At 59.8% G+C, this 26,535-nt stretch carries 23 protein-coding genes; 14 read left to right on the forward strand and 9 right to left on the reverse strand.

What is annotated here, in order from left to right; genetic code table 11:
- The 4 genes from GBK02_RS00885 to GBK02_RS00900 all read right to left on the reverse strand — a co-directional run bounded on the left by GBK02_RS00885 (nt 1) and on the right by GBK02_RS00900 (nt 4,298).
- Nucleotides 1–615, reverse strand: a complete 615-nt coding sequence (locus GBK02_RS00885; protein WP_203467902.1) for a HyaD/HybD family hydrogenase maturation endopeptidase — start codon at nt 613–615, stop codon at nt 1–3.
- A gap of 66 nt (nt 616–681) precedes the next feature.
- Nucleotides 682–1,386 carry a Ni/Fe-hydrogenase, b-type cytochrome subunit gene (gene cybH / locus GBK02_RS00890; protein WP_203467903.1) on the reverse strand — a complete coding sequence of 235 codons (705 nt, stop codon included), beginning with the start codon at nt 1,384–1,386 and terminating at the stop codon, nt 682–684.
- Nucleotides 1,387–1,408: 22 nt separating this feature from the next.
- A complete protein-coding gene (locus GBK02_RS00895; RefSeq protein WP_203467904.1) occupies nt 1,409–3,205 on the reverse strand; it encodes a nickel-dependent hydrogenase large subunit in 1,797 nt (598 codons plus the stop codon).
- Nucleotide 3,206: 1 nt separating this feature from the next.
- Nucleotides 3,207–4,298, reverse strand: coding sequence for a hydrogenase small subunit (locus GBK02_RS00900; RefSeq protein WP_239003117.1), 1,092 nt, complete (start codon nt 4,296–4,298; stop codon nt 3,207–3,209).
- A 279-nt stretch (nt 4,299–4,577) separates the two neighbouring features.
- Between GBK02_RS00900 and GBK02_RS00905 the strand changes: the two genes are divergently transcribed.
- Nucleotides 4,578–9,584 carry an EAL domain-containing protein gene (locus tag GBK02_RS00905; RefSeq protein WP_203467905.1) on the forward strand — a complete coding sequence of 1,669 codons (5,007 nt, stop codon included), beginning with the start codon at nt 4,578–4,580 and terminating at the stop codon, nt 9,582–9,584.
- Here GBK02_RS00905 and GBK02_RS00910 read toward each other — a convergent pair.
- On the reverse strand, nt 9,566–10,471 hold the full coding sequence (locus GBK02_RS00910; RefSeq protein WP_203467906.1) for a hydrogen peroxide-inducible genes activator: 906 nt from the start codon (nt 10,469–10,471) through the stop codon (nt 9,566–9,568). The genes GBK02_RS00905 and GBK02_RS00910 overlap by 19 nt on opposite strands.
- Nucleotides 10,472–10,673: 202 nt before the next feature.
- On the opposite strand from GBK02_RS00910, the gene GBK02_RS00915 reads away from it, so the two are divergent.
- The 12 genes from GBK02_RS00915 to GBK02_RS00970 all read left to right on the forward strand — a co-directional run bounded on the left by GBK02_RS00915 (nt 10,674) and on the right by GBK02_RS00970 (nt 19,877).
- Nucleotides 10,674–11,648, forward strand: coding sequence for a cytochrome-c peroxidase (locus GBK02_RS00915; protein WP_239003228.1), 975 nt, complete (start codon nt 10,674–10,676; stop codon nt 11,646–11,648).
- Between the two features lie 130 nt (nt 11,649–11,778).
- A complete protein-coding gene (gene ccmA / locus GBK02_RS00920; RefSeq protein ID WP_203467908.1) occupies nt 11,779–12,387 on the forward strand; it encodes a cytochrome c biogenesis heme-transporting ATPase CcmA in 609 nt (202 codons plus the stop codon).
- Between the two features lie 10 nt (nt 12,388–12,397).
- Nucleotides 12,398–13,066, forward strand: coding sequence for a heme exporter protein CcmB (gene ccmB, locus GBK02_RS00925; protein ID WP_203467909.1), 669 nt, complete (start codon nt 12,398–12,400; stop codon nt 13,064–13,066).
- Nucleotides 13,063–13,809 carry a heme ABC transporter permease CcmC gene (gene ccmC / locus GBK02_RS00930; protein WP_203467910.1) on the forward strand — a complete coding sequence of 249 codons (747 nt, stop codon included), beginning with the start codon at nt 13,063–13,065 and terminating at the stop codon, nt 13,807–13,809. Before ccmB ends, ccmC begins: the two co-directional genes overlap by 4 nt.
- Nucleotides 13,806–13,994: a heme exporter protein CcmD gene (gene ccmD, locus GBK02_RS00935; protein ID WP_203467911.1), complete on the forward strand. Its 189-nt coding sequence runs from the start codon at nt 13,806–13,808 to the stop codon at nt 13,992–13,994. Before ccmC ends, ccmD begins: the two co-directional genes overlap by 4 nt.
- Nucleotides 13,991–14,479 (forward strand): cytochrome c maturation protein CcmE, encoded by a 489-nt coding sequence (ccmE, locus tag GBK02_RS00940; RefSeq protein ID WP_203467912.1) that lies wholly within the window; start codon nt 13,991–13,993, stop codon nt 14,477–14,479. Before ccmD ends, ccmE begins: the two co-directional genes overlap by 4 nt.
- Before the next feature lie 2 nt (nt 14,480–14,481).
- Nucleotides 14,482–16,476 (forward strand): heme lyase CcmF/NrfE family subunit, encoded by a 1,995-nt coding sequence (locus GBK02_RS00945; RefSeq protein WP_203467913.1) that lies wholly within the window; start codon nt 14,482–14,484, stop codon nt 16,474–16,476.
- Nucleotides 16,473–17,057 (forward strand): DsbE family thiol:disulfide interchange protein, encoded by a 585-nt coding sequence (locus tag GBK02_RS00950; protein WP_203467914.1) that lies wholly within the window; start codon nt 16,473–16,475, stop codon nt 17,055–17,057. The genes GBK02_RS00945 and GBK02_RS00950 overlap by 4 nt, the downstream gene beginning before the upstream one ends.
- A complete protein-coding gene (locus tag GBK02_RS00955; RefSeq protein ID WP_203467915.1) occupies nt 17,054–17,542 on the forward strand; it encodes a cytochrome c-type biogenesis protein in 489 nt (162 codons plus the stop codon). The genes GBK02_RS00950 and GBK02_RS00955 overlap by 4 nt, the downstream gene beginning before the upstream one ends.
- The gene (ccmI, locus tag GBK02_RS00960) at nt 17,539–18,381 is read left to right on the forward strand and encodes a c-type cytochrome biogenesis protein CcmI (RefSeq protein WP_203467916.1); all 843 of its coding nucleotides are present in this window, start codon (nt 17,539–17,541) and stop codon (nt 18,379–18,381) included. The genes GBK02_RS00955 and ccmI overlap by 4 nt, the downstream gene beginning before the upstream one ends.
- 3 nt (nt 18,382–18,384) lie before the next feature.
- A complete protein-coding gene (napF, locus tag GBK02_RS00965) occupies nt 18,385–18,864 on the forward strand; it encodes a ferredoxin-type protein NapF (RefSeq protein ID WP_203467917.1) in 480 nt (159 codons plus the stop codon).
- An 80-nt stretch (nt 18,865–18,944) separates the two neighbouring features.
- Nucleotides 18,945–19,877 (forward strand): exopolyphosphatase, encoded by a 933-nt coding sequence (locus GBK02_RS00970; protein WP_203467918.1) that lies wholly within the window; start codon nt 18,945–18,947, stop codon nt 19,875–19,877.
- Here GBK02_RS00970 and GBK02_RS00975 read toward each other — a convergent pair whose 3' ends face one another.
- Entirely contained in the window at nt 19,878–20,141 is a 264-nt protein-coding gene (locus tag GBK02_RS00975; protein WP_203467919.1) for a hypothetical protein, read from the reverse strand.
- Nucleotides 20,142–20,167: 26 nt separating this feature from the next.
- On the opposite strand from GBK02_RS00975, the gene GBK02_RS00980 reads away from it, so the two are divergent.
- Nucleotides 20,168–21,709 carry a hypothetical protein gene (locus GBK02_RS00980; RefSeq protein ID WP_203467920.1) on the forward strand — a complete coding sequence of 514 codons (1,542 nt, stop codon included), beginning with the start codon at nt 20,168–20,170 and terminating at the stop codon, nt 21,707–21,709.
- A gap of 90 nt (nt 21,710–21,799) precedes the next feature.
- Here GBK02_RS00980 and GBK02_RS00985 read toward each other — a convergent pair whose 3' ends face one another.
- The 3 genes from GBK02_RS00985 to meaB form a co-directional block, all read right to left on the reverse strand.
- Nucleotides 21,800–23,812: an acetyl/propionyl/methylcrotonyl-CoA carboxylase subunit alpha gene (locus GBK02_RS00985; RefSeq protein WP_203467921.1), complete on the reverse strand. Its 2,013-nt coding sequence runs from the start codon at nt 23,810–23,812 to the stop codon at nt 21,800–21,802.
- A gap of 140 nt (nt 23,813–23,952) precedes the next feature.
- A complete protein-coding gene (locus GBK02_RS00990) occupies nt 23,953–25,488 on the reverse strand; it encodes an acyl-CoA carboxylase subunit beta (protein ID WP_203467922.1) in 1,536 nt (511 codons plus the stop codon).
- Between the two features lie 36 nt (nt 25,489–25,524).
- Nucleotides 25,525–26,535 carry a methylmalonyl Co-A mutase-associated GTPase MeaB gene (meaB, locus tag GBK02_RS00995; protein WP_203467923.1) on the reverse strand — a complete coding sequence of 337 codons (1,011 nt, stop codon included), beginning with the start codon at nt 26,533–26,535 and terminating at the stop codon, nt 25,525–25,527.

Here is a 26,535-nt window from a genome sequence, read left to right on the forward strand (position 1 = left end):
TCAGGAGGCTTCCATGTTGAGGAAACGCGCGTCGCCGAGCCGATAAGCCTGATCAGCCGGTGGCCGCTCGCCTTCATACAGGTCGATGGCCAGCGCCGGGTTGTTGATCCGCTCGGCCAGGCCGGTTCGCGCGTCGGGCGTGGCGCCCCAATGCGCCAGCCATTTGAAAGCGATCTCCAGCGCGGCCGGCATCTGTGCCTTGACCGCATCGCGCAGGCTGCCGCCGTAATCCTCAAGCTCGACCGGCTGAACGCCGACCAGCACCAACTCGGCCGGCAGTTTGCCGGTCAGTTCGGCGGCCATCAGGACTTCCTGGAAACCGGTCTGGTGCAGGCTCATTTTCTTGACGCCCATGAAACGCGGCACTTGATCGCCGACCACTTCACGCAGCATTCCCGGCTCATCGCCATAGTCGACCGCGTCAAAGACGAGCAGACAGTCGGCTTCTTGAACATAGGGCAGCAAGTAGAGGCCCTGCGTTCCGCCATCCATCAGCTCGACCTGCGGCGGGAATACCCAGCCGGCGTTGAGCGCCTCGACACAGCGCACGCCAAAACCTTCATCGGCCCATAGCAGGTTGCCGATACCAAGGACCAGAATGCGTTTGGAATTCATTGCCATCCCCTGAAAAAAATGCCCCGGGCGCACTCGCATGCCCCGGGGCCAACGCAAGGTAAATCGTCAGTCCTTGAACATCCGCCAGCCGGAAATCATCGTCGAAATCAGACTCTGGCGGCTCATGATGTCTTCGCGGATCGCGGCGTAGATGTGGATGACGGCAAAACTCATCATGATCCACATCCCCAGACGGTGCAGGTTATGCACCTGCATCGAACCGCCGAGCATCGGCAATACCCAGCCGAAGACACGGTCACTCCAGCTGCCCAGGCCGGCGCCTTCGCCATACAACGCAAAACCGGTGAACACCATGCCAACGGCCAGTACGGTGAAAAAGAAGAACATCATCAACTGCGCCATCGGATTGTGACCGACATATTTTTTCGGCGTCTTTTCGAGGAAAAGATACCAGCGCAATTCGAAGAACACTTCACTCCACCAATGCTTGTTACTGAGCGGCAGCATGAAAATCTGCCGGGCATGGTGATTGCCGACGAAGGCCCAGTAAATGCGCGCCGCCAGCCCGATGGCAAAAATATAGGCGGCCGCAAAATGGGCAAAGCGGATGTAACCCATCAGAAAATGGGTCGCCGCCTCGCCTGGCTGGGTTGGCAACGGCGTGCCGATGAAATAGCCGGTCACCGCCAGCACCACCATGGCCAGCGCATTGAGCCAGTGCCACAGGCGGACCGGCGCTTCGTAGACATAGATCGAACGGACTTGTTTACCGTGCCGTTCGGCCTCGAGCATGTCCTGTTGAGAGAGCATGATTGCCTCCTTTCCGGACCGCTCAGCGGACCTTGACCGTCGTCATTTCCTGTCCATCCGGGCTCATCACGTGCGTCGAGCAGGCCAGGCAGGGATCGAAGGAATGCAGCGTACGCAGGATTTCCAGCGGCTCGTCGGCCTTGGCAACCGGCGTGTTCATCAGCGCTGCCTCGAAGGCACCGATCTGGCCCTTGTGGTCGCGCGGACCGCCGTTCCAGGTGGTCGGCACAACACACTGGTAGTTGTCGATCTTGGTGTCCTTGATGCGGATCCAGTGACCCAGCGCACCGCGCGGGGCTTCGGTGAAACCTGCGCCCATGGCTTCCTTCGGCCAGGTGCTCGGTTCCCACTTCTCGATATTCGCCGTGTTCAGATCGCCGGCCTTGAGATTGGCCATCAGCTTGTCGAATTGCTGGCTCTGCAGCTTGACGCAGTACGCCGTTTCCAGACCGCGTGCCGCCGTACGACCCAGTGTCGAGAACAGTGCGGTGACCGGGATGTCGAGTTTTTTCAGGGCGCCTTCGACCAGGCCGTGGATTTCCGGATACTGCTTCGGTTGCAGATAGCCGAGCACCATGCGCGGCAGGCAGCCGACTTCCATGGCATGACCACGCCAGCGCGGCGCCTTGATCCACGAATACTTGCCGCCTTCGTCGAGCTCCTTGATGTTGGTCTTGGTGCCCTTGGTGTTCGGGCCGAGCACGAAGCTCGGTTCGGTGACACCATCGAACGGGTGCAGGCCCTTGGTTTCGTCCGGGTATTTGTACCAGGAGTGGGCGACGAATTCCTGCACCTGCTCCGGGTCTTTCAGGTCGACCGGGTGAATCTCGTCGAGCTTGCCGTTGATGATCGCGCCGCGCGGCAACAGCAGGTTACCGGATGAATAGTCATTGGCGATCTGCGGAATATCACCGTAGGACAGCATGTTCTTGGACGACAGGCCGCCGCCGTAGCCCCAGCCCTTGTAGAAGGAACCGATGGCCAGCAGATCCGGCACATAGACCTGTTCAACGAACTCGGTACAGCGGTCGATGATGCTCTTGACCAGGTTCAGGCGCTCCATGTTGATCGCCCCGACGGCACCGACGCCTTCGAGGTTGATCGCGCAGGGTACGCCGCCGACCAGCCAGTTCGGATGCGGGTTCTTGCCGCCGAAAATGGTGTGCACCTTGACGATTTCCTTCTGGAAATCGAGCGCTTCGAGGTAATGCGCCACGGCCATCAGATTGGCTTCCGGCGGCAACTTGTAGGCCGGATTGCCCCAATAACCGTTCATGAACGGGCCGAGCTGGCCGGATTCGACGAATTTCTTCAGGCGGTTCTGGATGTCGCGAAAATAGCCCGGTGACGACAGCGGCCAGCTGGAAATGCTCTGGGCCAGCGCCGAAGTTGCCTTCGGATCAGCTTTCAATGCCGAGACGACATCGACCCAGTCGAGCGCATGCAGATGGTAGAAATGCACCAGATGGTCATGAATATAAAGATTCAGCTGCATCAGGTTACGGATGGTGTTGGCGTTTTCCGGAATCTTGATCGACAACGCATCTTCCACCGCACGCACCGAGGTCAGCGCGTGGGTACCGGTGCACACGCCGCAGATGCGCTCGGTGAACGCCCAGGCATCGCGCGGATCGCGGCCCTTGAGGATGACTTCCAGACCGCGCCACATGGTACCGGTCGAGACGGCGTTACGAATCACGTTGTCGCTGTCGAGATTGACCTCGACACGCATGTGACCTTCGATGCGGCAGACCGGATCGACAACGACGCGTTTGCCGGAGTTATCGACCTTGAAGCCTTGGGTTTCGTAGGCGCTCATCTTATTTTTCTCCCTTTTGTTCTTCAGTCTCGCCCGCCTTCTGACGAGCACGAGCCAGCGCCGTCACGGCGGCGTGGGCAGCAATCGCCGCACCCACGGTGCCGGCAGCTGCCTTGCCAATCGAATCGGCATTGGCTTCAACCCCAAAAGCCTTGATGTCGGTAACGCGGTCGTAGAACGACCCCTTGTCCCAGAAACCATCTTCCGAACAACCGATACAGCCGTGGCCGGACTGCACCGGCCAGCTGACGCCGCCATTCCAGCGCATCGACGAGCAGGCGTTGTAGGTGGTCGGACCCTTGCAACCCATTTTGTACAGGCAGTAGCCCTTGCGCGAACCTTCGTCATCCCAGGCTTCGGCGAACTGGCCGGCATCGAAGTGGCCGCGGCGATAACACTTATCGTGGATACGTTGACCGTAGAACATCTTCGGCCGGCCCTGGCGATCCAGCTCGGGAATGCGGTCGAAGGTCAGCATGTAGGTGACGACGCCGGTCATCACCTCGGCAATCGGCGGGCAGCCCGGCACGTTGATGATTGGCTTGCCGGTGATCACCTTGTGCACCGGCGTGGCGCGTGTCGGGTTCGGCTTGGCAGCCTGGACACAGCCGTAGGAAGCGCAAGCGCCCCAACTGATGATGGCCTTGGCATCGGCGCAGGTTTCGCGCAGCTTCTCGATGAAGGGGCGACCGCCCTGGATGCAGAACATGCCGTCTTCGTTCAAGGGCGGATTACCTTCGACGGCAACGATGTAATTACCCTTGTACTTCTTCTTGACCTCGTCGAGGATCGCCTCGGCCTGGTGGCCGGCGGCGGCCATCAGCGTGTCGTCGTAATCGAGCGACAGCATCGAGAGCACGACATCCTTGGTCAGCGGATGCGCCGAGCGGATGAAGGATTCGGAGCAGCAGGTGCATTCCAGGCCGTGCAGCCACAACACCGGCGTGCGCGGCTTGGTTTCCAGCGCATGGGCGATGGTTGGCGCGGCGGCACTACCCAGCCCCAGCGAGGTGGCAGTCAGGCTGCAGAATTTGAGAAAACTGCGACGGGTAATCCCCTGGCGACGCAGCACTTCGTAGAATGTCTCGCTCACTTGTGACTCCCCCATTTTTGTGTAGCGTGAAGTGGACAACACGGTGCAAGGCCTGTGCCAGCTTCATCAGATGCACAACTAAACGAAACAAATCAAGGCTCTTGTTGTCTTTGGACTGACGGCCGGCAGGATCTGGAGAGACAGCAAACGAACACAGAGCATCCACCTGTGAAAAGAAAGCTTCCATAGCGACTGTCGACACATTCTGATGACGTATTGACTTCAATCAGCGCCAAGGCATCATCCAGCCTTAAAATTGGCCGAGCCAAGGAAAAACAGATGCCCCGAATAGTCGACCTGATCACCCCGCACACAGCCCAGGTGGCCCTGCACGCCAGCCTTGGCGAGGCGGCTGCGCTGATGGTCGAGTTACGTATTTCATCGGTCATCGTGGTCGATGCCGAAGGGGTACACGGCATCGTCACCGAAGGCGACATGATGCAGGCCATGCGCCAGCATCGCACGCTTGACCAGGCGGTGCAGGAAGTCATGACCGCGCCCGTACACACTGTTCCGGCTGAGATGGATTTTCGTCACGCATATCGCGAAGCGAGCCAGCTCGGCATCCGCCACCTGGTCGTCATCGACAAGGACGGAAAGCCGCTTGGCGTCGCGTCTGAAACCGATTTCCGCCATCACCTGGGGCCCGACTTCTTTCGCCATCTGAACGATGTCGACACATTGATGGAGCGGACCTTCCCGCGCCTGCCAGCCACCACCCGCCTCGACGACGCCATTTCCGCCATGGCCGCCGTCCGCGCCACCTGCGTGGTCGTGGTCGATGGACGCAAGCCGCTCGGCATCGTCACCGAGCGCGACGTCGTCCGGCTTTTTCTGGGTGCCAACTTCAATCCCGAACTGGGCAGCGTGATGACCCAGCCGGTCGTCACGGTCGAAGAAACCTCTTCGCTGGCCGATGCCGCCGAACGCATGGTCGAACACAGAATTCGGCATCTGGTGGTCGTCGACCGCGGCGGCCAGGTATCCGGGCTGTTGTCCGAACACACCTTGATGCGCCCGCTCGAACTTGACCTGCTCGACGATGCCATGGCCGAACGCATGGCCTTGATGCGTTCGCGGGATGCTGCCGTCGAACAGTCGCTGCGCAATGAACGCTACCAGCGCGCCCTGCTCGACAACTTTCCCTTCCTGGTCTGGCTGAAAGACACGGAATCACGCTTCCTGACCGCCAATCGCGCTTTGGCCGAGGCCCTCGAACTCGACTCGGTCAATGCACTGATCGGCAAGCGCGACACTGATTTTTCGCCTATAGAGCTGGCTGATCGCTACCGTGCCGACGATGCGGAAGTGATGCAAACCCGGCAGCAAAAAACCGTGCTCGAACCCGTCATCAAGCATGGTTTGCAGATCTGGCACGAGACATTCAAGGCGCCGGTATTCGGCGACAACGGCACGCTGCTCGGCACGGTCGGCTTCGCCCAGGACATTTCTGCCCGCAAGCGCAGCGATGAAGCCATGCTGCTGCGCAATGCAACGCTCGCCGGCCTGATTCGCGGCGAACCGCTGATTGGCATTCTCGAATTGCTGATTCTTTCGATCGAAGCTGAGAACCCAGCCTGGATGTGCTCGATTCTGCTGGCCGAAAAAGATGGCCAGCATCTTTTTCACGGCGCCTCGCCTCGCCTGCCGGACGACTACATTGCCGCCACCGGACGCATTCCCGTTGCCGAAGGCGTCGGCTCCTGCGGCACGGCAGCCTACCGGCGCCAACAAACCATCGTCAGCAACGTACACAACGATCCGCTGTGGCAACCCTGCCTTCACCTGGCACAACTCGGTGACTTCTCCGCCTGCTGGTCAGACCCGATCATCGGACCGCAAGGCGAATTGCTCGGCACTTTTGCCTGTTATCAGAAAAATCCCGCCACACCGAGCGAACAGGACCTGAATCAGCTCAACCAGGCCAGCCAGTTGGCGGCGCTGGTCCTGACCAATCAGCGCAACACCGACAATCTGCAGGAAAGCCTGGAAACTTTCCGGGGAATTTTCGACAGCATCAGTGAAGCCATTTTCATCCAGTCCGAAGATGGCTGCTTTCTTGACGCCAACCTCGGTGCCGAACGCCTCTCGGGCCACACCCGGGACTATCTGCACGGCAAGCACTACAGCGAATTCGGCGCCACCGGCCTGAATAATCCGGAGGTCATGAAAGCACAAGTCAGCGAAGCTTTTTCCGGCCGGCCCCGGTTGCTCGAATTCTGGGGGCAGAACGCTGCCGGCAAAATATTTCCGGTCGAAGCCCACCTGCATGCCGGCACCTATTTCGGTCGTAAGGCACTGATCATCTCGATTCAGGACATCAGCGAGCGCAAAAACGCCAAATTGCGCCTCGATATCGAACATGATCTGGCCTTGGCCCTGGCTGCCGGCATGGCGCGAGAAGAAGTCCTGGCCACCATCCTGCATGCGGCCCTGCGTTTTCCTGAGCTCGATTCGGGCGGGATTTACTGGCGCCAGCCGGATGGCCGCTACCATCTTGTGGCTCACGAAGGGCTATCGCCCGAGTTCATTGCCCAGGTCGGCGAAATTGCTGGCGACTCACCGCAAGCCGGTATCGTCCAGGATGGCAAACCGGTCTGCAACTGCACCCCCGCCTGCGAGCACTGCAACAACACCGAACTGATCAATAGCCCGCTAATGCAGGGCGAAGGACTGCGCTGCCTGGTCATCCTGCCCATCGCCGTTGCCGGCCAGCCGGTTGCCTGCCTGAATCTGGCCGGGCACCGGACACGACAAATCACCCATGCAACCTTGCTGGCCCTGGAAACCCTGGCCGGCAACTTCAGCCAGACGCTTTCCCGCCTGCAAGCCCAGGAAGAAGCCCAACGCCTCCAGCAGAATCTGAATGGCCTGTTCGACACCCTGGCCGACTATATTTTGATTTTCGACATGCAGGGCCGCATCCTGCACTACAACCGCTCGGTGGCAGAAAACCTGGGCTACGGCCCGGATGCCTTGCGTGGTCAACCGGTTACCGCGGTCCACCCGGCCGAAGCACATGAAATGGCCGGAAAAATGGTCGAGGACATGATCAGCGGCACGCGTTCGACCTGCACCTTGCCGATTCTGCACGTCGACGGGCATGAAATCATCGTCGAAACCCGGATTACGCAGGGCTACTGGAATAGCCAGCCGGCGTTGTTCGGCATTTCCCAGAACATCAGCGAGCGTCTGGCGGCAGAAGAGCGTCAGAAACTGGCCGCCAGTGTTTTCGACAACGCCCACGAAGGCATCATGATCACCGATGCTCATGGGCAGATCATCGAAGTTAATGCGACTTTCAGCGAGCTGACCGGCTATGCGCGTGACGAAGCAATCGGCCAGACAGCCGATCTGCTCAAATCCGGCCACCACGATCCGGTGTTTTATCAGGAAATGTGGCAGACCATTCGCCAGGAAGGCTTCTGGCGCGGCGAGGTCTGGAATCGCAAGAAAACCGGTGAGATTTTCGTCGAACAATTGACCATTTCGACCGTTCGCAACCGAAATGGCGAAATATCGCAATTTGTCGGCATTTTCTCCGACATCACGCTGATCAAGGAGCATCAGCGCCGTCTCGAACACCAAGCCCACTTCGATGCCCTGACCCAGCTCCCCAACCGGATGCTGCTCGGCGACCGCATGCAACTGGCGATGGCCCAGACCGAGCGCAGCGGCAAGACGCTGGCCGTCTGCTATCTCGACCTCGACAATTTCAAACCGGTCAACGACGCCTACGGCCACGCCACCGGCGACCGTCTGCTGATCGAGGTGGCGCAACGCCTGAAAATCTGCGTCCGGGCCGGTGATACGGTGTCCCGACTGGGTGGCGACGAATTTGTCCTGCTCCTGGCTGGCCTCGAAGACGTGCATGAATGCGACCACGCAATCGCCCGGATCATTGCCGCACTGACCCAGCCGTTCATCATCAGCAATCATGCCGTGACGATATCGGCCAGTATCGGCGTCACGCTCTACCCGGAAGATGGCGCCGATTCGGACACGCTGCTGCGCCACGCCGACCAGGCGATGTACGCCGCCAAGCAGGCCGGCCGCAATCGCTACCACTTGTTCGACCCGGAAAACGACCGGCGTGCCCGCGTGCGGCGTGACGAAATCGCTGCCATTTGCCAGGGCATGGTCAATAACGAATTCGTGCTGCACTACCAGCCCAAGGTAAACATGCGCGAAGGGCGTGTCGTCGGCGTCGAGGCCCTGATTCGCTGGCAGCATCCCGAACGCGGCCTGCTCGCACCCGGCCAGTTCCTCCCCGCCATCGAAGGCAGCGAACTGGCCATCGAGCTCGGCGACTGGGTGATCCAGGAAGCCTTGCGCCAGCTTGAGCGCTGGCGCAAGCAATCGCTCGACATCAAAGTCAGCGTCAACATTGCCGGCAACCATTTGCAAAGCCCGAGCTTTGCCCGCCGCCTGAGCGAATTGCTCGCCGCACACCCCAACATTCAGCCGCATCGGCTGGAACTTGAAGTCCTCGAAACGGCTGCGCTTGAAGACATCGGGCATGCCGCCGAGCTGTTCGCCACCTGCCGACGCCTCGGCGTCAGTTTCTCGCTGGACGACTTTGGCACCGGCTATTCATCACTGACCTACTTCCGGCGCCTGCCGGCCGATGTTCTCAAGATCGACCAGTCCTTCGTCCGCGACATGCTGGATGACCCCGACGACCTGGCCATCGTCGAAGGCGTCATCGGACTGACCAAGGCCTTTCAGCGCGAAGTGATCGCCGAAGGGGTGGAAACGGTAGAACATGGTTTGGTTCTGCTGCTGCTCGGTTGCGATCTGGCGCAAGGTTTCGGCATCGCCCGCCCGATGCCCGCCGAGCAACTCCCCGACTGGGTGCGTCACTTCCAGCCGGATGCCCTGTGGAGTTCCGCCACGGCGTTTCGCTGGTCGCGCGACGACTTGCCGCTGCTGATCGCCGAAGTCGACCACAAGCGCTGGAAGCGCTCGCTCTACACTTACCTCAGCACACCGAACGATGCCGCCAGGATGCCCCCAAAAGATACGCATCAGTGTCGTTTGGGGCGCTGGTTCTACAGCGAGGAAAGCAAACGCTATGCTGCGGTCGACTGCTTTTCTTCGATCGAAAACATTCATACGCGAATCCATCAACTCGGCCAGGAATTAATTGCGCTGCATGACGCAGGATCGAGCGAAGGTAGCGAAAAACTCCTGCTAGAGCTCGAAGCAGCCAGCGCGCGATTTGTCGAACATATCGAACAAATCCAGGCCGAGGTACTGATCGCCGATCAGACCAGTAGACGATAGGCTGGGGTATTCAGTGCGGCCACGGCCGAAAGCAAAGCATCAATCGCCTTCGGCCGGACAAATCCGACCCGCCAGGCCAATGCGATGCGACGCGATGGCGCCGGTTCCTTGAATGGAATGACTGAAATCATGTCATTACTGTAGGGATTAAGCAGTGCACCATCGGGCAGCACCGACACCCCCAGCCCGGAAGCCACCATGCAGCGGATAGTGCCGATGGAATGGCCGAGCCGGATATCGGTTTCCGGACTGCTCACCTGCGGACAACTGTCGAGCACTTGATCGCGGAAACAATTGCCTGCCTTGAGCAATAAAACCTCGTCTCCCGCCACCTCCTCCGGACTGATGCACTGCTTGCTTTCCCAGGCATGACCACGAGGCACAATGACCTTGAACGCTTCATCGTAAATCGGCCGGGTCAATATCCCTGAAACATCGAACGGCAAGGCGATGATCACGACATCCAGCTCGTTGTCACGCAACATCTCGGCCAGCGTCGCAGTCATGTTTTCCTCGATCGCCAGCGGCATATCCGGTGCCACTGTTTTGAGCGAATGAATCAATTGCGGCAACAGGTAAGGACCAATCGTATGAATCACGCCCAGGCGCAAGGCACCTTCCAGTTGATTGCGTCCATGCGTTGCAATCTGGCGCACCTTTTCTGCCTCGGCGAGGGCTCTCTGGGCTTGCTCGATCACTTTCAGGCCAACCACACTCGGGCTGACGAATCCCTTGCCACGCTCAAAGAGCTGAACGCCCAATTCATCCTCGAGGCGGGCGATGGCCACACTGAGTGTGGGCTGGCTCACCGAACAACGTTCGGCTGCCCGGCTGAAATTGCTCTCCTGTGCCAGCGCGACGATGTATCGCAACTCGGTCAGTGTCATTAACTGCTCTCCAAAAATATTCGCCGGGAGCTAAAACCCCTTCTTACTATAGGGAATACCTATAGGCACTATAACAAAAATCCATAAAAATCATTGACTTGGATCAATATTAACACAGGCACAAAGGTGAGAATGCGCGGACCGGTTTATTTCACTCAGGGAGAAAAACATGAAACGCACACTGCTTGCTGCCACTATTGCCATGCTGTTGGGAGCTGTCACCAGTCATGGCGCTCTAGCGGCCAATCAGGAACCCATCCAGCCGATTAACCCTGCCAAGATCAGCAACCCGGCACTTGTCGAACTGGGCAAAAAGCTCTATTTCGATCCGCGACTGTCGAAATCCGGCTTCATTTCCTGCAATTCCTGTCACAACCTGTCGATGGGCGGCACCGACAATATCAAGACCTCGATCGGCCACAACTGGCAGGAGGGTCCGATCAATGCACCCACCGTCCTCAACTCCAGCCTGAATGTTGCTCAGTTCTGGGATGGCCGCGCCGCCGACCTCAAGGCACAAGCCGGTGGGCCGATCGCCAATCCAGGCGAAATGGCATTCACCCACACGCTGGCGATCAACGTCCTGCAGTCGATCCCTGGCTACGTTGCCGAATTCAAGAAAGCATTTGGCAATGATGCGGTCGACATCGAAAAAGTGACCAAAGCCATCGCCGCCTTCGAGGAAACCCTGGTCACCCCGAATTCACGCTTCGACAAATGGCTGAAAGGCGACAAGAAAGCCCTGAGCAAGAATGAACAGGAAGGCTACAAGCTGTTCAAGGATAGCGGCTGTATCGCCTGCCACAATGGTCCGGCCGTTGGCGGCAACTCATTCCAGAAAATGGGCGTGGTCGAAGCCTACAAGGCTTCCAGCCCGGCCGAAGGTCGCTCTGCCGTGACCGGCAAGGATGCCGACCGGTTCAACTTCAAGGTTCCCACCTTGCGCAACGTCGAAATGACCTATCCGTACTTCCACGACGGTGCGGCCAATACCCTGCCAGAAGCCGTCGATACGATGGCTCGCCTGCAGCTTGGCAAAAAATTCACCGCCGAAGAAAACGCCAAGGTCGTGGCCTTCCTCAAGACACTGACCGGTGATCAGCCAAGTTTCAAGATGCCGATCCTGCCACCATCGTCGGACACCACCCCGCGTCCGACGCCGTTTGAAAAAAAATAAAACGCCAACAGAGAAACAACGGGGGCTACGGCCCCCGTTTTTCTTGCCCTTTTTGTTTGATGATCATCAATCTGTCGGTACACTGGCGCGTTCATAATTTGCGCCTGAATTCTTTCGGTTTTTTCCCTTGATGCTTGAAGCAGACAACCTCGAATGCGTACGTGGCGAACGCCGCCTGTTTTCAGGCGTCGGGTTTCGCCTGGAGGCCGGCGAACTGCTTTATCTGCAAGGCAAAAACGGGGCCGGCAAGACCAGTCTGTTGCGCATGCTGATCGGCCTGCTGCCACCGGAAGCCGGGGAAATCCGCTGGCAGGGCAAGCCGATCGGCAGTGACGATTTTCGTGCCGATCTCTGCTACCTCGGCCATCTGAACGCCATCAAGGAAGAATTGACGCCGCTTGAAAACCTGCTCGCGGCAGCGAGCCTGGCCGACACAACGCTGTCCGAAGACGATGCTCTCGACGCACTGGAGCAAGTCGGGCTGGCCGGACGCGAAGACCTTGCCTGCAAATATCTTTCGCAAGGCCAGAAACGCCGGGTCGCACTGGCTCGCCTGGTCACCGAAAAACGCCCCCTGTGGATTCTCGACGAGCCGTTTGTGGCGCTCGATGTTGCTGCGGTCGACTGGCTGGCCGGCATCATTTCCGGCCACCTCCAGCGCGGCGGGCTGGCGGTCATGACAACGCACCAGCTGGTCAGCATTCCGGCCGGGCAGGTTCGCGAATTGCGCCTCGGTTAATGGATTGCTGATGCTGAAGATCGTTACTGCGGTGATTGGCCGCGATCTCAAACTGGCCATGCGGCGACAGGCGGACATCGTTTCAGCGTTGTTCTTCTTCGTCATCGTCGTCAGCCTGTTCCCACTCGGAGTTGGCCCCGAACCCGATCTGTTGCGCAAACTCGCCCCAGGCGTGCTGTGGGTCGCTGCGTTGCTCGCTACGATGCTGTCGCTGCCGCGCCTGTTCGCCGACGACCACCGCGATGGCACGCTTGAACAACTGGCGCTGGCCCCACACCCGCTCGGGCTAGTCGTGACCGGCAAAGTGATCGCTCACTGGCTGGTTTCCGGCCTGCCGCTGGCGCTGATCGCCCCCGTCCTCGGTATCCAGTTTGACCTCTCCGGCGATGCGCTCATCGTCCTGACCGGCGCCATCCTGCTCGGCACCCCGGCGCTCTCCGGCATCGGCGCCATCGGCGCGGCGCTGACCCTCGGTTTGCGCGGTGGTGGCGTACTGCTTTCCCTGCTTGTCCTCCCGCTCTACATTCCAGTGCTAATATTCGGCGCGGGCGCAGTGGACGCTACGGTGACCGGACTCGGGGGAGAAGGTCACCTGTCCCTGCTCGCCGCCCTTACTTTTGCGTCACTCGGCTTCGCCCCCTGGGCGACGGCCGCTGCCTTGAAGATCGCCCTCGAATGAAAGATCGCTTCAATCTCTATCGCTTTGCCTCACCGGCCACCTTTTATCCGCTGGCCGGGGCACTGATTCCCTGGTTCATCGCCATTTCAGTCGTCTTCGGGCTGGCCGGGCTATGGCTCGGCATGCTCGTCGCACCGACCGACTTCCAGCAAGGCGAAGGCTACCGGATCATTTTCATCCACGTCCCGGCGTCCTGGATGTCGATGTTCATCTACCTGGTCATGGCCTTCTGGGCAGCCATCGGGCTGGCCTTCAATACCCGCTTGTCGGGCATGATGGCCCAGGCGCTGGCGCCAACCGGGGCGCTGATGGCCTTCCTCTCGCTATGGACCGGCGCGCTGTGGGGCAAGCCGATGTGGGGTGCGTGGTGGGTGTGGGATGCGCGCCTGACCTCCGAACTGATCCTGCTCTTCCTTTATATCGGTTACATGGCGTTGACCGCGGCAATCGACGACCAGCGTCGGGCCGACAAGGCCGGCGGCCTGTTGCTGCTGGTTGGCGTGGTCAATATCCCGATCATCTATTTCTCAGTCAAATGGTGGAACACGCTGCACCAGGGATCGAGCATCAACATGACCAAGTCGTCGATGGCTGAAACCATGCTCTGGGGCATGCTGCTGATGGCCCTGTGTTTCTGGATGTATTCGATTGCCGTCGCGCTGATGCGCGTCCGGACCATCATGCTCGAGCGCGAACGCCACACCGACTGGGTCAAGGCGGCGCTGGCCGGAGACGAAAAATGATCTACTGGAACAGTTTTTCCGACTTTATCGCCATGGGCGGCTACGGCTTTTACGTCTGGGGCTCCTTCGGCCTGACCGCCGCCATCATGGCGATTGAACCGATTGCCGTCGTGCGCCATCGAAAGAACACCATTGCTCGCCTCAAGCGCCAGTTGCGCGCCGAATCTAGGAACATCGCCTCATGAAATCCCGTCACAAGAAACTCGCCCTGATCGGCGGCGCCCTGGCCATCATCGGCATCATCGCCGCACTGGTCCTGAACGCGCTGAACAGCAATATCGCGCTCTACATTTCGCCGACCGATGTGGCCGCCGGCAAGGCACCGCAGGGCAAGGTTTTCCGCATCGGCGGGCTGGTCAAGGAAGGTAGCATCAAGCGCCAGGCCGATGGTGTGACAATCGCCTTCATCATGACCGACACTGAAAAGGACATCACGGTGAACTACAAGGGCATCCTTCCCGACCTGTTCAAGGAGGGCAAAGGTGCTGTCGCCCAGGGCAAGATGACCGCCGAAGGCATCTTCGTAGCCAATGAAGTGCTGGCCAAGCACGATGAAAACTACATGCCGCCGGAAGCCGCCAAGGCAGTCAATGACGCAGGCAACCGCGCAGCCGACAAAAAAGCGGCCGAAACAACCGGTGCACCGGCAAAAACAGGAACGGGTTACTGAGCATGATTCCAGAAATCGGTAATTTCGCGCTGATCCTCGCAGCGCTCGTCGCCCTGATTCTCGGCATCCTGCCGTTGGTCGGCGCCCACCAGAACCACATGACCTGGGTGGCCGTCGCCCGCCCGGCCACCTCGGCACTGGCCCTGCTCGTCACCTTCTCCTTCGCCTGCCTGATGCAGGCTTTCATCACCAACGACTTTTCCGTGGTCTACGTCGCCCAGCACTCGAATTCGCTGCTGCCGCTGCAATATCGCGTTGCTGCCGTCTGGGGTGGCCACGAAGGTTCCCTGTTGCTGTGGATGCTGATGCTCGCCTGGTGGGCCTTTGCCGTCCGCCTGCTGTCGGCCCAGTTGCCGGAAACCATGGTTGCCCGCGTGCTCGGCACCCTCGGTCTGGTTTCATTCGGTTTCCTGCTGTTTATCCTGATCACCTCGAATCCGTTCGACCGCCTGCTGCCGGGCGCTGCGGAAGGGCGCGACCTGAACCCGCTGTTGCAGGATTTCGGGCTGGTCATCCATCCGCCACTGCTCTACATGGGTTACGTTGGCTTCTCCGTCGCTTTCGCCTTTGCCATCGCTGCACTGCTTTCCGGCCAGCTCGACGCCGCCTGGGCCCGCTGGTCGCGCCCCTGGACGACCGCCGCCTGGTGTTTCCTGACCCTCGGCATCGCCATGGGTTCGTGGTGGGCCTATTACGAACTGGGCTGGGGCGGCTGGTGGTTCTGGGATCCGGTCGAAAATGCCTCGTTCATGCCGTGGCTGGTCGGTACCGCCCTGGTGCACTCGCTGGCAGTCACCGAAAAACGCGGCAGTTTCAAAAACTGGACCGTTCTGCTCGCCATTTCGGCTTTTTCGCTGTCGCTGCTCGGTACCTTCCTGGTCCGCTCTGGCGTCCTGACTTCGGTGCATGCTTTTGCGACCGACCCACGGCGCGGCATTTTCATCCTGATTTTCCTCGTCGCCGTAATCGGCTCGTCGCTCGCCCTGTTTGCCTGGCGCGCCCCGAAGGTTGGTCTGGGTGGGCGTTTTGGCCTGGTTTCGCGTGAATCGCTGCTGCTCACCAACAACGTGCTGCTCGCCGTCGCCTGCGCCACCGTGCTGCTCGGCACGCTCTATCCGCTGCTGATCGATGCACTCGGCGTCGGCAAGATTTCAGTTGGCCCACCGTATTTCAATGCGGTCTTCGTCCCGGTCATGACGCCATTGCTCTTCCTGATGGGTATTGGCCCCTTCGCCCGCTGGAAGGAAGCCTCCGTCCCTGAAATCATCCGCACCGTGCGCTGGGCCTTCCTCGCTGCTGTCGTCGTCGCCATCGCCCTGCCCTTGGTTTATGGTCAGTGGAGCGCGTTGACCGCGCTGGGCCTGCTGCTTGCCGCCTGGATCGTCTTTACCGCCGGGCTCAATTTCGCCCAGCGCGTCCAGCATACCCGCGGCCAGCAAAGCTTCCTGACGGCATCGTTCAAGCAGCCACGCAGCTTCTTCGGCATGCATCTGGCCCATATCGGGATCGCTGTCTTTGTCGTCGGCGTCACCATGGTCAGCAGCTTCCAGGATGAAAAAGACGTCAAGATGGAAGCCGGCGACACCGTTCAGGTGGCTGGTTACAGCTTTACCTTCAACGGCGTGAAGGCGGTTGAAGGCCCGAATTACGTGGCCGCGCAGGGTGACTTCGATCTTGCGGTCGACGGTCGTTTCCAGCGCAAAATGAATCCGGAAAAGCGCAATTACCATTCGTCCCAGATGCCGATGACCGAGGCATCGATCGATGCCGGCTTCCTGCGCGATGTCTATGTGTCGCTCGGCGAACCCATCGACCGCGACAAGCCGGAAGGTGCCTGGGCCGTTCGCGTTTATTACAAACCCTTTGTCGACTGGATCTGGGGCGGCTGTGTGCTGATGGCACTCGGTGGCCTGCTAGCCATGCTCGACCGCCGTTACCGCGCCAAATCGCGGGTGGCATCTCCCGCTCAAACTCCAGCAGGAACTCAACAAGCATGAACCGTTATTTCTGGATTCTCGGCGGCTTTGCCGCCCTCGTCGCCCTGCTCGCCGTCGGTCTGGGGCTCAATCCGCGCGATGTACCATCGCCGCTGGTCGGCAAGCCTGCCCCGGCGTTCAGCCTGAATGTGCTGGCCAAGCCTGAAACGACGCTCAGCCCGAAGGACATGCAGGGCAAGGTCTGGCTGCTCAACGTCTGGGCCTCGTGGTGCGTTTCCTGCCGGGCCGAACATCCGATCCTGGTTGAATTCTCGAAAAAAGTGGACGTGCCGCTGATCGGCCTGAACTACAAGGAAGTTCGCGGCGATGGCGGTTTCGACATGAGCAAGATGCCGGCCGATGAAGAGAAAAAACTCGCCTTCCAGCGGGCCAACAAATGGCTGGCCGACCACGGCGACCCGTACAAGCTGACGGTCATGGACCTCGACGGACGCGTCGGCATCGACTACGGCGTTTATGGCGTGCCGGAAACCTACGTCATCGACAAGGCTGGCGTCATCCGCATGAAACACACCGGCCCGATCACGCCTGAAATTCTCGGCAAGAAAATCATGCCACTGCTTGCCGAGTTGAATAAATGAACCTCCGCGCACTGATTGCCGCTTTCGTTTTTGCCCATTTCATCGGGTCGACCGCCGCCCTTGCCTCGGCAGCCAATGAAGCTGCGCTGGCCGCCGATCCGGTGGCCGAAAAGCGTCTGCAAAAACTTTCCGAAGAACTCCGCTGCCTGGTCTGCCAGAACCAGACCATCGCCGACTCCAATGCCGAACTGGCGCAGGATCTGCGCCGCGAAGTTCGCAGCATGATCAAGGATGGCAAGTCGGATAAGGAAATTGTCGACTTCATGGTCACCCGCTATGGCGATTTCGTCCTCTACCGCCCGCCAGTCAAGGGCATTACGCTGCTGCTCTGGGGCGGCCCGATTGCCCTGATGCTGTTCGGCATCCTGGCACTGCGCAACTATCTGCGCCGCCGTGCCAGCCGGATTAACGCCGAGGACAAGCCGCTGTCGGCTGCCGAAGCCAGCCGCGCCGAGGCGCTGCTCAAGGAAATCGATCAAAAATGACCCAGTTCGCCATTTTCGCCACACTGCTTATCGTCGTTGTTGCGGCCTTCATCCTGCCACCGCTCTGGCTCGGCCTGCGCGCACCGAAATCAACCGAGAGCGAACGCAAGGCACTCAATCTCAATATTTTCCGGGATCAACTGGCCGAGCTCGAACGGGAAAAAACCGAAGGCACGCTGTCGGCCAGCGATTTTGACCAGGCCCACCGCGAATTGCAGCGCCGCCTGCTGGAAGAAGTCGCACCAGCCGATCTGCCGACACCGCAAACCAGCCATGCGCCCAGCCGCAAGCTGGCGATTGCCATCCTGGTGCTGCTGCCCATTCTGTCCCTGGCCGGCTACGGCATTCTCGGCAACACCAAGGCGCTCGACCCGACACAGACCGTCGCCCAGCCACCGATGACGCCGGAACAGATCAACGCCATGGTCGGCAAACTGGCCGAGCGGATGCAGGCCAATCCGGGTGACCTGAAAGGCTGGCTGATGCTGGCACGCTCGTACAAGACGATGGGACGCTACGACGAAGCCGTACAGGCTTTCAGCAAGGCTGAAACGCTGGTCAACGAAGACCCGGATTTGCTCGCCAACTATGCCGAAACCGTCGCCATGGCCAACGGCAAGGGCCTCAAGGGCAAGCCGATCGAACTCGTCCAGCGCGCCCTGAAGCTCGACCCCAAGCATGCGCACTCGCTGTTCCTGGCCGGTGCCGCCGCCATGGAAGCCGGTGAAAACAAGAAAGGCATCGCTTACTGGGAGCAGTTGCTGCCGCAAGTCGAGCCGGGCTCTGAAATCGACCAGATGCTGCGTAGCGGAATCGACAAGATGAAGCAAGGCAAGTAAGCCATGGTCGATCTGGCGCGGCGCGGCTTCTTTCGCGGTCGACCGCGCCCGAAGGCCGAAATCCGCCCGCCCTGGGCGCTCGCTGAAGCCGCTTTCATCGATGCCTGCACCCGCTGCAACGATTGCCTGGGCGCCTGCCCGGAAGCCATTCTGATTGCAGGCGACGGCGGCTACCCGAGCGTCGATTTCAAGCGCGGCGAATGTACCTTCTGCGGCGACTGCGCCCGTGCCTGCCAGCCCAAGGCACTGAACCCCGAAACCCAGACCTCGCCTTGGCCGTACAAGGCTGTCATCAGTCCTGCCTGCCTGCCCCACAAGGGGGTTGAATGCCGTGTTTGCGGCGACTTCTGTGATGCGCGTGCCATCCGCTTCCAGCCACGCCTCGGCGGCAGCCCCTTACCGGAAATCGATCACGAACAATGTAGCGGCTGCGGCGCCTGCGTCGCTGCCTGCCCGACACAGGCTATCGCAATTCAGCAATAAGTTGTCGCAGCCCGTTCCGCTGCCAGACCAATGGCGTTATGCTTTGATTCGGACTGCCATTTGCCACCCGGAGACAACCGATGACCCAAGAAAAATTCCGCCTCGTCACCCGCAGCGACTTTGACGGCCTGGTTTGCGCCGTACTGCTCAACGAACTGAACCTGATCGACGACATCAAGTTCGTCCATCCGAAAGACATGCAGGATGGCAAGGTCGACATCACTTCACGCGACATCACGACCAACCTGCCATATGTCGCTGCCGCCCACCTGGCTTTCGACCATCACCTCTCGGAAACCATCCGCAATACCGGCGAGCGCAAGAATCACATCATCGAGGCCGACGCTCCTTCGGCGGCACGAGTCGTCTACAACTACTACGGCGGCAAACAGGCTTTCCCGAATATCACCGACGACATGATGGATGCGGTCGACAAGGCTGATTCGGCACAATTCAGCCGCGATGAAATCCTCAATCCGACCGACTGGGTACTGCTCAATTACCTGATGGATGCACGGACCGGCCTGGGACGTTTCCGCGAATTCCGGATCAGCAACTATGCGCTGATGATGGACCTGATCAAATACTGCCGGAATCACAGCATCGCCGAAATCCTTGCCCTGCCTGACGTCAAGGAACGAGTCGAGCTTTATTTCGACCAGGCCGAGAAGGCCAAGGAACAGCTCCAGCGCTGCACGACCGTACATGGCAACCTCGCCGTGCTCGATTTGCGCAACGAGGAAACGATCTGGGCGACCAATCGTTTCATGATCTATGCCCTGTTCCCGCAAACCAGCATTTCAATCCACATTCTGTGGGGCGTTCAGAAGCAGAACACGGTTTTTGCAACCGGCAAGTCGATCCTCGACCGCAGCAGCAAGACCAATGTCGGCGAACTGATGCTGCAGTATGGCGGCGGCGGGCATCATGCGGCAGGAACCTGCCAGGTCGACAATGATCAGGCGGAAGCAACCCTGCAGGCGCTGATCAAGCGCATCAACGCCGACGGCTGATCAGGCTTCAACCACGGGAGGCGGAATCAACGGGGCCGGCGTAAAACCCAGCTCGATCATCTCCGCCTCCAGCTTGATGCGCAAAATCAACAAACCTTTCAACGATTGCCGCGCCTTGTCATCCGCCCAATCGGCATGCTCCTCCCGCAGACAAGCATCCACCTCGTGGCGCCTTTCCAGACTCACCCCGCAAATGGCCGCATAGCGGCGAATTTCGTGATCAAGATCAGCCAGTTCCTGTCCATAGTGTTCGAACCCACTCATTTCGTTCTCCGCTGAAAGAGGCAAGTATGCACTGGCTAACCCTGCCTGAACCAAGCAAAACGATCAGCCCCGCCTTCCACGACAAAATGACCGCCAAACTCTGGCTGGCCGAGCAACTCGATGCCCGGCCGCTCCAGACGCTGGCTGCCATCCGGCTTCAGATCGAGGCAATCGACGGCGCCATCATGCCGCCAACGCAAGCCATCGAGCTCCTGTCGATCCTGCGGACGGCTGCCATTCCCTTGCTGGCCGATGTCGCCCCCCGATTCATCAGAAAGCCCTTGCCCCTACCGGAAGACGATCAGCGTGCCTTTGAAATCACCCAGCTCATCTGGCTTCGACTGGGTATTGCCTTTCTCCGGCGGGCACCGCATTTTGCCCCGGCCGACAAATGCCTGCACCTGCACCGCGCCGCGACAGCACTCCGCCTGGCCCAGTACGCGCATTTCCAGGCATCACACGAACTCCCCCCGCTGATCGATCGCCTGCTCTTTTCAGTCCTTGCCCAGGCAGAACGCCACGGTTTGTTGCGCCAACCGGTCAGCGACCCGGATTTCCCTCAACTCGGTACGGCGCATATCGCAGGCATCCTCTCCTGGGCTTACCTGTTGCGACTCTCCGACCCGTATCACATGAGTACCGGTCAACTGACGGTGGCCAACCGTGCCCTTCGCCGCTGGCGCGAGCTCCCCGGATTCCAGGTCATCCCGGACCACTCGCCCAAAGCTCAGCTGCTCGATCTCTCCCCCTTGTTTGGCAGCCCCCTGCCGGAAGGTATTCCGCGCTGGCTCGAAGTTCGCAATGTCAGCCGGAAAATTCGCCAACGCATCGACTCCCTGAACGCAGGTGAAACACCGGAAGCACTCAAGCTGGGGAGCGAACTTTCCAGCCAGGCGTGCATTGCCGTACTTGAGCAGATCAACCGCGCCCTTCACAACCCCTTTAAAACCGAGCCCGAGGAATCCGGGCACATCGAGCTGGTGTTTGGTGGCGCAGATGCCTTCGCGCTGATTCGTGGAGAATTGCTCAGTCCGCCCCCCGGCCAAACAGTCCAGCACACCCCGCTGAGTTACCAGCGGATGGCGATGTTCGGCCATGAACGAGACGGTGACGGACAAGTCAGCAGCGTCGATAGAAAACTGGTCATTCCCGGTGAACAGTGGACGCTGCAAGCCGGACGAGCCAGCCGGGTCAATGGGGAAAATCTCGGACGTCATCTGTCCAACAGCCTGATTGCTGCATCGATGCAAGGCAAGATTCGACTGGGTATTCTGCAAGCTCTGCAAACAGGCCCCGGGGGGCATCTTTCCGCCCGGCTGAAATGGTTCGCGGAAGAAGTCGAAGCTGGAAAACTGAAGCGCAGTCCTCAGCACGACCCACGCCAGCCACCGATTCCGGTATTCATCCTGCGCGACGAAAAGACCCTCTCGGCCTTGCTGCCGATCAGTGCCGGTGCCCGCCTGGGCGTCGGCCTGGTACTCGAATCAACCTCAGTCGAACACTTGCTGCCGACCAGCGTGATCGAACGCGGCGTAGACTTCATCCGCTACGCCTGCCAGGCGGCCTGAATGCAAAAAGCCCGTCTTGCGACGGGCTCTTGAAGCATCCCAAAAAAAGGGAACGCTGCGGTCGACCGGCCAGAATAGCCGGATTCCGGATTACTCGAACTCGATGATGACTTGGTCGACCGTCAGGCTTTCGCCGGCAGCCGCCGAAATCTTCTTCACCTTGCAGTCCTGGTCTGCCTTGAGGATGTTTTCCATCTTCATCGCTTCGATGACCGCCAGCTTCTCACCTGCCTTCACTTCCTGACCGACCTTCACCGACACTTCACGGAGCAGGCCCGGCATCGGGGAAAGGAGGAACTTCGAGAGATCCGGCGCTTCCTTTTCAGGCATCAGTGCAAGCAATTCAGCAGCACGGGCGCTCATCACCATGAAGTCAGCACGCGTGCCCCAATGGAACAGGCTGTACTTGGTCTTGTGACGCTCGACCTGCAGCGTGAATTCCTGGCCGTTACAGGTACCGACGAAGAGGGATTCGCCCAGCTTCCAGTTCGAGCGCAGCTCGTAGTGCTGGCCCTTGTACTCGATATCATAGCCACCGGGTACCAGACGCGCCGTGACCGGATGATGCTCGTTACCTTCGGGATTGAGGCGAACCACCATCCAGTTGTTGCTGACCAGACGCTCGTGACCCTGCAACTGGCCGCTGATCGAGGCAGAACGGTCGGTAAAGGCGCGATAGACATAAGCCGCGACAGAAACGAGCAGCGCCGGATCATCGTGCGGCACCATCGAGGCATCGAAGCCGGTCGGATAGTACTTGGGAATGAAGCCCGTATCGAAAATGCCGGAATGGAAAGCCGGGTGCTGCATCAGCGCGGCCTGGAATGGAATGTTCGAGGAAATCCCGCGGATGACGAAGGCGTTCAGCGCATCACGCATGCGGGCAATCGCACTGTCACGATCCTTGGCATGAACGATCAGCTTGGCAATCATCGAGTCGTAGAACATCGAGATCTCGCCACCGTCGTACACGCCGGTATCGACACGGGTCGTGCCGTTGGCATCGGTGGTTTCCTTGGGTGGCAGGAACTTGACCAGACGACCGGTCGACGGCAGGAAGCCACGGAACGGGTCTTCGGCGTTGATCCGGCACTCCATCGACCAGCCGTTGATCTTCACATCGGCCTGGGTCAGCGGCAGCTTTTCGCCGTAGGCGACGCGAATCATCTGCTCGACGAGGTCGAGGCCGGTGATCAGTTCGGTGACCGGGTGTTCGACCTGCAGGCGGGTGTTCATTTCCAGGAAGTAGAACTCCTTGGTCGCACCGGAGACGACGAATTCGACCGTACCGGCCGATTCGTAATTCACGGCACGGGCCAGAGCCACGGCCTGCTCGCCCATCGCCTTGCGCATCTCGGCATCGACGAAGGGGCTCGGCGCTTCTTCGATGACCTTCTGGTGACGGCGCTGGATCGAGCAATCGCGCTCATTCAGGTACACGTAGTTGCCATGGCTGTCGCCGAGCAACTGGATTTCAATGTGACGCGGTTCCAGCACGTACTTTTCGATGAAGACGCGGTCGTCGCCGAAGGAGTTGCGGGCTTCATTGACGCAGGACGTGAAGCCTTCGTGCGCTTCAGCATCGTTGTAGGCTACGCGCAGACCCTTGCCGCCACCGCCGGCGGAGGCCTTGATCATCACCGGGTAGCCGATGCCCTGGGCGATCTTGACAGCTTCGTCAGGACCGGAGATGGCGTCGTTGTAGCCCGGGATGGTGTTGACCTTGGCTTCGATGGCCAGCTTCTTGGACTCGATCTTGTCACCCATCTTGGCGATGGAGTAGTGCTTCGGACCAATGAACTTGATGCCTTCTTCTTCCAGACGACGCGAGAACGCGGCGTTTTCGGACAGGAAGCCGTAGCCCGGATGGACCGCCTGAGCACCGGTCTGCTTGCAGGCAGCGATGATCTTGTCGGCAACCAGGTAGGACTCTTTCGAAGCAGCCGGGCCAATGCAGACGGCTTCGTCAGCCAGATCGACGAACAGGGCGTCCTTGTCGGCTTCGGAATAGACGGCAACCGTCTTGATGCCCATCTTGCGGGCGGTCTTGATGACGCGGCAGGCAATTTCGCCGCGGTTTGCGATCAGAATTTTAGTAAACATGTATGACCCTCAATTCGGAGTGACTAAGCAATTTGGGGCGCGCAGGGCGAGGCGGCGACGCTGACTGCGACGAGACAGTACGCCAGTACGGCGAAGAGCAGACGAGGAGGCCAACGAAGCCATGCGCGATGCCAAATTGGTTAGAGAGGAATGTTGCCGTGCTTGCGCCAGGGGTTGTCGAGTTTCTTGTCGCGCAGCATGGCCAGCGAACGGGCGATCCGCTTGCGGGTGGCGTGCGGCATGATGACGTCGTCGATGAAGCCACGCGCACCGGCCACGAACGGGTTGGCGAACTTGGCCTTGTACTCTGCTTCGCGCTGGGCGAGCTTTTCCGGATCGTTCTTCTCTTCGCGGAAGATGATTTCCACGGCCCCCTTCGGACCCATCACAGCGATCTCGGCAGACGGCCAGGCCAGATTCACGTCGCCACGCAGGTGCTTGGACGACATCACGTCGTAAGCGCCACCGTAGGCTTTGCGGGTAATGACGGTAACCTTCGGCACGGTACATTCGGCGTAGGCGTAAAGCAGCTTGGCGCCGTGCTTGATGATGCCGCCGTATTCCTGCGTCGTACCTGGCATGAAGCCCGGCACATCGACGAAGGTGACGACCGGGATGTTGAAGGCGTCGCAGAAACGGACGAAACGGGCTGCCTTGATCGAGGACTTGATGTCCAGACAGCCGGCCAGCACCAGCGGCTGGTTGGCAACGATGCCGACCGGATGGCCGTCGATACGACCGAAACCGATGATGATGTTCTTGGCGTAATCCGGCTGCAGTTCGAAGAAGTCATTGTCGTCGACCACTTTGACGAGCAGTTCCTTCATGTCGTACGGCTTGTTGGCGTTATCCGGCACCAGGGTGTCGAGCGAATAATCCATGCGGTCGACCGGATCGTTGGTCGGCGTGACCGGCGGCTTTTCACGATTGTTGGCCGGCACGAAGTTCATGAAGCGACGCAGCATCGACAGGGCTTCGACATCGTTCTCGAAAGCCAGGTCGGCAACACCGGACTTGCTGGTGTGGGTCACGGCGCCACCGAGTTCTTCGGCGGTCACATCTTCGTGGGTCACGGTCTTGACGACTTCCGGACCGGTCACGAACATGTAGGAAGAGTCTTTCACCATGAAGATGAAATCGGTCATCGACGGCGAGTAGACCGCGCCACCGGCACAGGGGCCCATGATCATCGAGATCTGCGGCACGACGCCGGAGGCCATGACGTTACGCTGGAACACGTCGGCGTAACCACCGAGGGAGGCAACGCCTTCCTGGATACGGGCGCCGCCCGAGTCGTTGAGGCCGATCACCGGGGCACCGACCTTCATCGCCTGATCCATCACCTTGCAGATCTTTTCGGCGTGAGTTTCTGACAGCGAGCCGCCGAACACGGTGAAATCCTGCGAGAAGACAAACACCAGACGGCCGTTGATCGTACCGTAACCGACAACAACACCATCACCCGGTGTTTTTTCGGCCTGATCCATGCCGAAATCGACGCAGCGGTGTTCCTTGAACATATCCCATTCCTCGAAGGAATCCGGGTCAAGCAACAGCTCGATACGTTCGCGGGCGGTCAGTTTGCCCTTCTTGTGCTGGCTGTCGATACGCTTCTGGCCACCGCCAAGGCGGGCCATTTCACGCTTTTTTTCCAGCTGGCGGATGATGTCATGCATAGAAAACTCCCTAAGTGGATCGGGTAATTCGGAACTTCAGTGTTTCAGGTAGTCAAGCAAGGCATACGCGGCAGCTGCCGGGGTCGTATGGCCCTGTTCGACGGAGAGGGTCAGCGCCGGCAGGCTGGCCTGCACGCGCGGATGATGACGGAAATGCTGACGCAGGCCGGAGTCGATCATTTGCCACATCCAGCTCAGCGCCTGATGCTGGCGCTTGGCGGCAAATTCGCCGGTCGGCTTGAGGGCGGCCTGATATTTCTCGACCTGCTCCCAGAAATCGACGATGCCTTCCTTGTGCAGGGCACTCAATGCAATGACCGGCGGCGACCAGTTGGGCGAGGCCGGGCGCAGCATGTGCAAGGCATTGCGCCACTGGGCGCGGACGACGGCAGTGGCCTGCTTGTCGATGTCGGCCTTGTTGATGACCACCATGTCGGCGATTTCGACAATGCCCTTCTTGATCGCCTGCAGGTCGTCGCCAGCATTCGGCAATTGCAGCAGGCAGAACATGTCGACCATGCCGGCCACGGTGGTTTCCGACTGGCCGACACCGACGGTCTCGATGATGATCACGTCGTAGCCGGAAGCCTCGCAAAGCAACATGGCTTCGCGCGATTTTTCGGCCACGCCACCCAACGAACCCGATGACGGACTTGGACGAATAAAGGCTTCCTCGCGCTGCGAGAGCATTTCCATCCGCGTCTTGTCGCCGAGAATCGAACCGCCGGAAACCGACGACGATGGATCAACGGCCAAAACAGCCAGTTTCTTGCCCTGTTCGATCAGCCAGACACCAAGCGCTTCAATGAAGGTCGACTTGCCCGCCCCCGGCACGCCGGAAATACCAATGCGGATCGCCTTGCCCGTGCTCGGCAACAGCGCATTCAGCACTTGCTGGGCACGCTGCTGATGATCGGGCCGCGTCGACTCAATCAACGTGATGGCCTTGGCAAGCGAGCGCCGCTGGCCGGCCAGTACGCCGTCCACCAGTGTCTGGTCAGCCAGCAAAAGTTGCTTCGCCAACAAGGGAGGCTCGCTCAGGTTCAT

Origin of the sequence: Dechloromonas sp. TW-R-39-2 (assembly GCF_016864195.1) — a bacterium.
GTDB lineage: Bacteria > Pseudomonadota > Gammaproteobacteria > Burkholderiales > Rhodocyclaceae > Azonexus.

What these genes read in the sequence shown, in the direction of transcription:
- cybH (WP_203467903.1), bottom strand. Translation starts at nt 1,386, where the DNA reads ATGCTCTCTCAACAGGACATGCTCGAGGCCGAACGGCACGGTAAACAA.
- ccmE (WP_203467912.1), top strand. Translation starts at nt 13,991, where the DNA reads ATGAAATCCCGTCACAAGAAACTCGCCCTGATCGGCGGCGCCCTGGCC.
- GBK02_RS00975 (WP_203467919.1), bottom strand. Translation starts at nt 20,141, where the DNA reads ATGAGTGGGTTCGAACACTATGGACAGGAACTGGCTGATCTTGATCAC.
- napF (WP_203467917.1), top strand. Translation starts at nt 18,385, where the DNA reads ATGGTCGATCTGGCGCGGCGCGGCTTCTTTCGCGGTCGACCGCGCCCG.
- GBK02_RS00955 (WP_203467915.1), top strand. Translation starts at nt 17,054, where the DNA reads ATGAACCTCCGCGCACTGATTGCCGCTTTCGTTTTTGCCCATTTCATC.
- GBK02_RS00945 (WP_203467913.1), top strand. Translation starts at nt 14,482, where the DNA reads ATGATTCCAGAAATCGGTAATTTCGCGCTGATCCTCGCAGCGCTCGTC.
- ccmB (WP_203467909.1), top strand. Translation starts at nt 12,398, where the DNA reads ATGCTGAAGATCGTTACTGCGGTGATTGGCCGCGATCTCAAACTGGCC.
- GBK02_RS00895 (WP_203467904.1), bottom strand. Translation starts at nt 3,205, where the DNA reads ATGAGCGCCTACGAAACCCAAGGCTTCAAGGTCGATAACTCCGGCAAA.
- GBK02_RS00980 (WP_203467920.1), top strand. Translation starts at nt 20,168, where the DNA reads ATGCACTGGCTAACCCTGCCTGAACCAAGCAAAACGATCAGCCCCGCC.
- ccmC (WP_203467910.1), top strand. Translation starts at nt 13,063, where the DNA reads ATGAAAGATCGCTTCAATCTCTATCGCTTTGCCTCACCGGCCACCTTT.
- GBK02_RS00990 (WP_203467922.1), bottom strand. Translation starts at nt 25,488, where the DNA reads ATGCATGACATCATCCGCCAGCTGGAAAAAAAGCGTGAAATGGCCCGC.
- GBK02_RS00910 (WP_203467906.1), bottom strand. Translation starts at nt 10,471, where the DNA reads ATGACACTGACCGAGTTGCGATACATCGTCGCGCTGGCACAGGAGAGC.
- ccmI (WP_203467916.1), top strand. Translation starts at nt 17,539, where the DNA reads ATGACCCAGTTCGCCATTTTCGCCACACTGCTTATCGTCGTTGTTGCG.
- ccmA (WP_203467908.1), top strand. Translation starts at nt 11,779, where the DNA reads ATGCTTGAAGCAGACAACCTCGAATGCGTACGTGGCGAACGCCGCCTG.
- GBK02_RS00885 (WP_203467902.1), bottom strand. Translation starts at nt 615, where the DNA reads ATGAATTCCAAACGCATTCTGGTCCTTGGTATCGGCAACCTGCTATGG.
- ccmD (WP_203467911.1), top strand. Translation starts at nt 13,806, where the DNA reads ATGATCTACTGGAACAGTTTTTCCGACTTTATCGCCATGGGCGGCTAC.
- GBK02_RS00905 (WP_203467905.1), top strand. Translation starts at nt 4,578, where the DNA reads ATGCCCCGAATAGTCGACCTGATCACCCCGCACACAGCCCAGGTGGCC.
- GBK02_RS00950 (WP_203467914.1), top strand. Translation starts at nt 16,473, where the DNA reads ATGAACCGTTATTTCTGGATTCTCGGCGGCTTTGCCGCCCTCGTCGCC.
- GBK02_RS00915 (WP_239003228.1), top strand. Translation starts at nt 10,674, where the DNA reads ATGCTGTTGGGAGCTGTCACCAGTCATGGCGCTCTAGCGGCCAATCAG.
- GBK02_RS00970 (WP_203467918.1), top strand. Translation starts at nt 18,945, where the DNA reads ATGACCCAAGAAAAATTCCGCCTCGTCACCCGCAGCGACTTTGACGGC.
- GBK02_RS00985 (WP_203467921.1), bottom strand. Translation starts at nt 23,812, where the DNA reads ATGTTTACTAAAATTCTGATCGCAAACCGCGGCGAAATTGCCTGCCGC.
- meaB (WP_203467923.1), bottom strand. Translation starts at nt 26,535, where the DNA reads ATGAACCTGAGCGAGCCTCCCTTGTTGGCGAAGCAACTTTTGCTGGCT.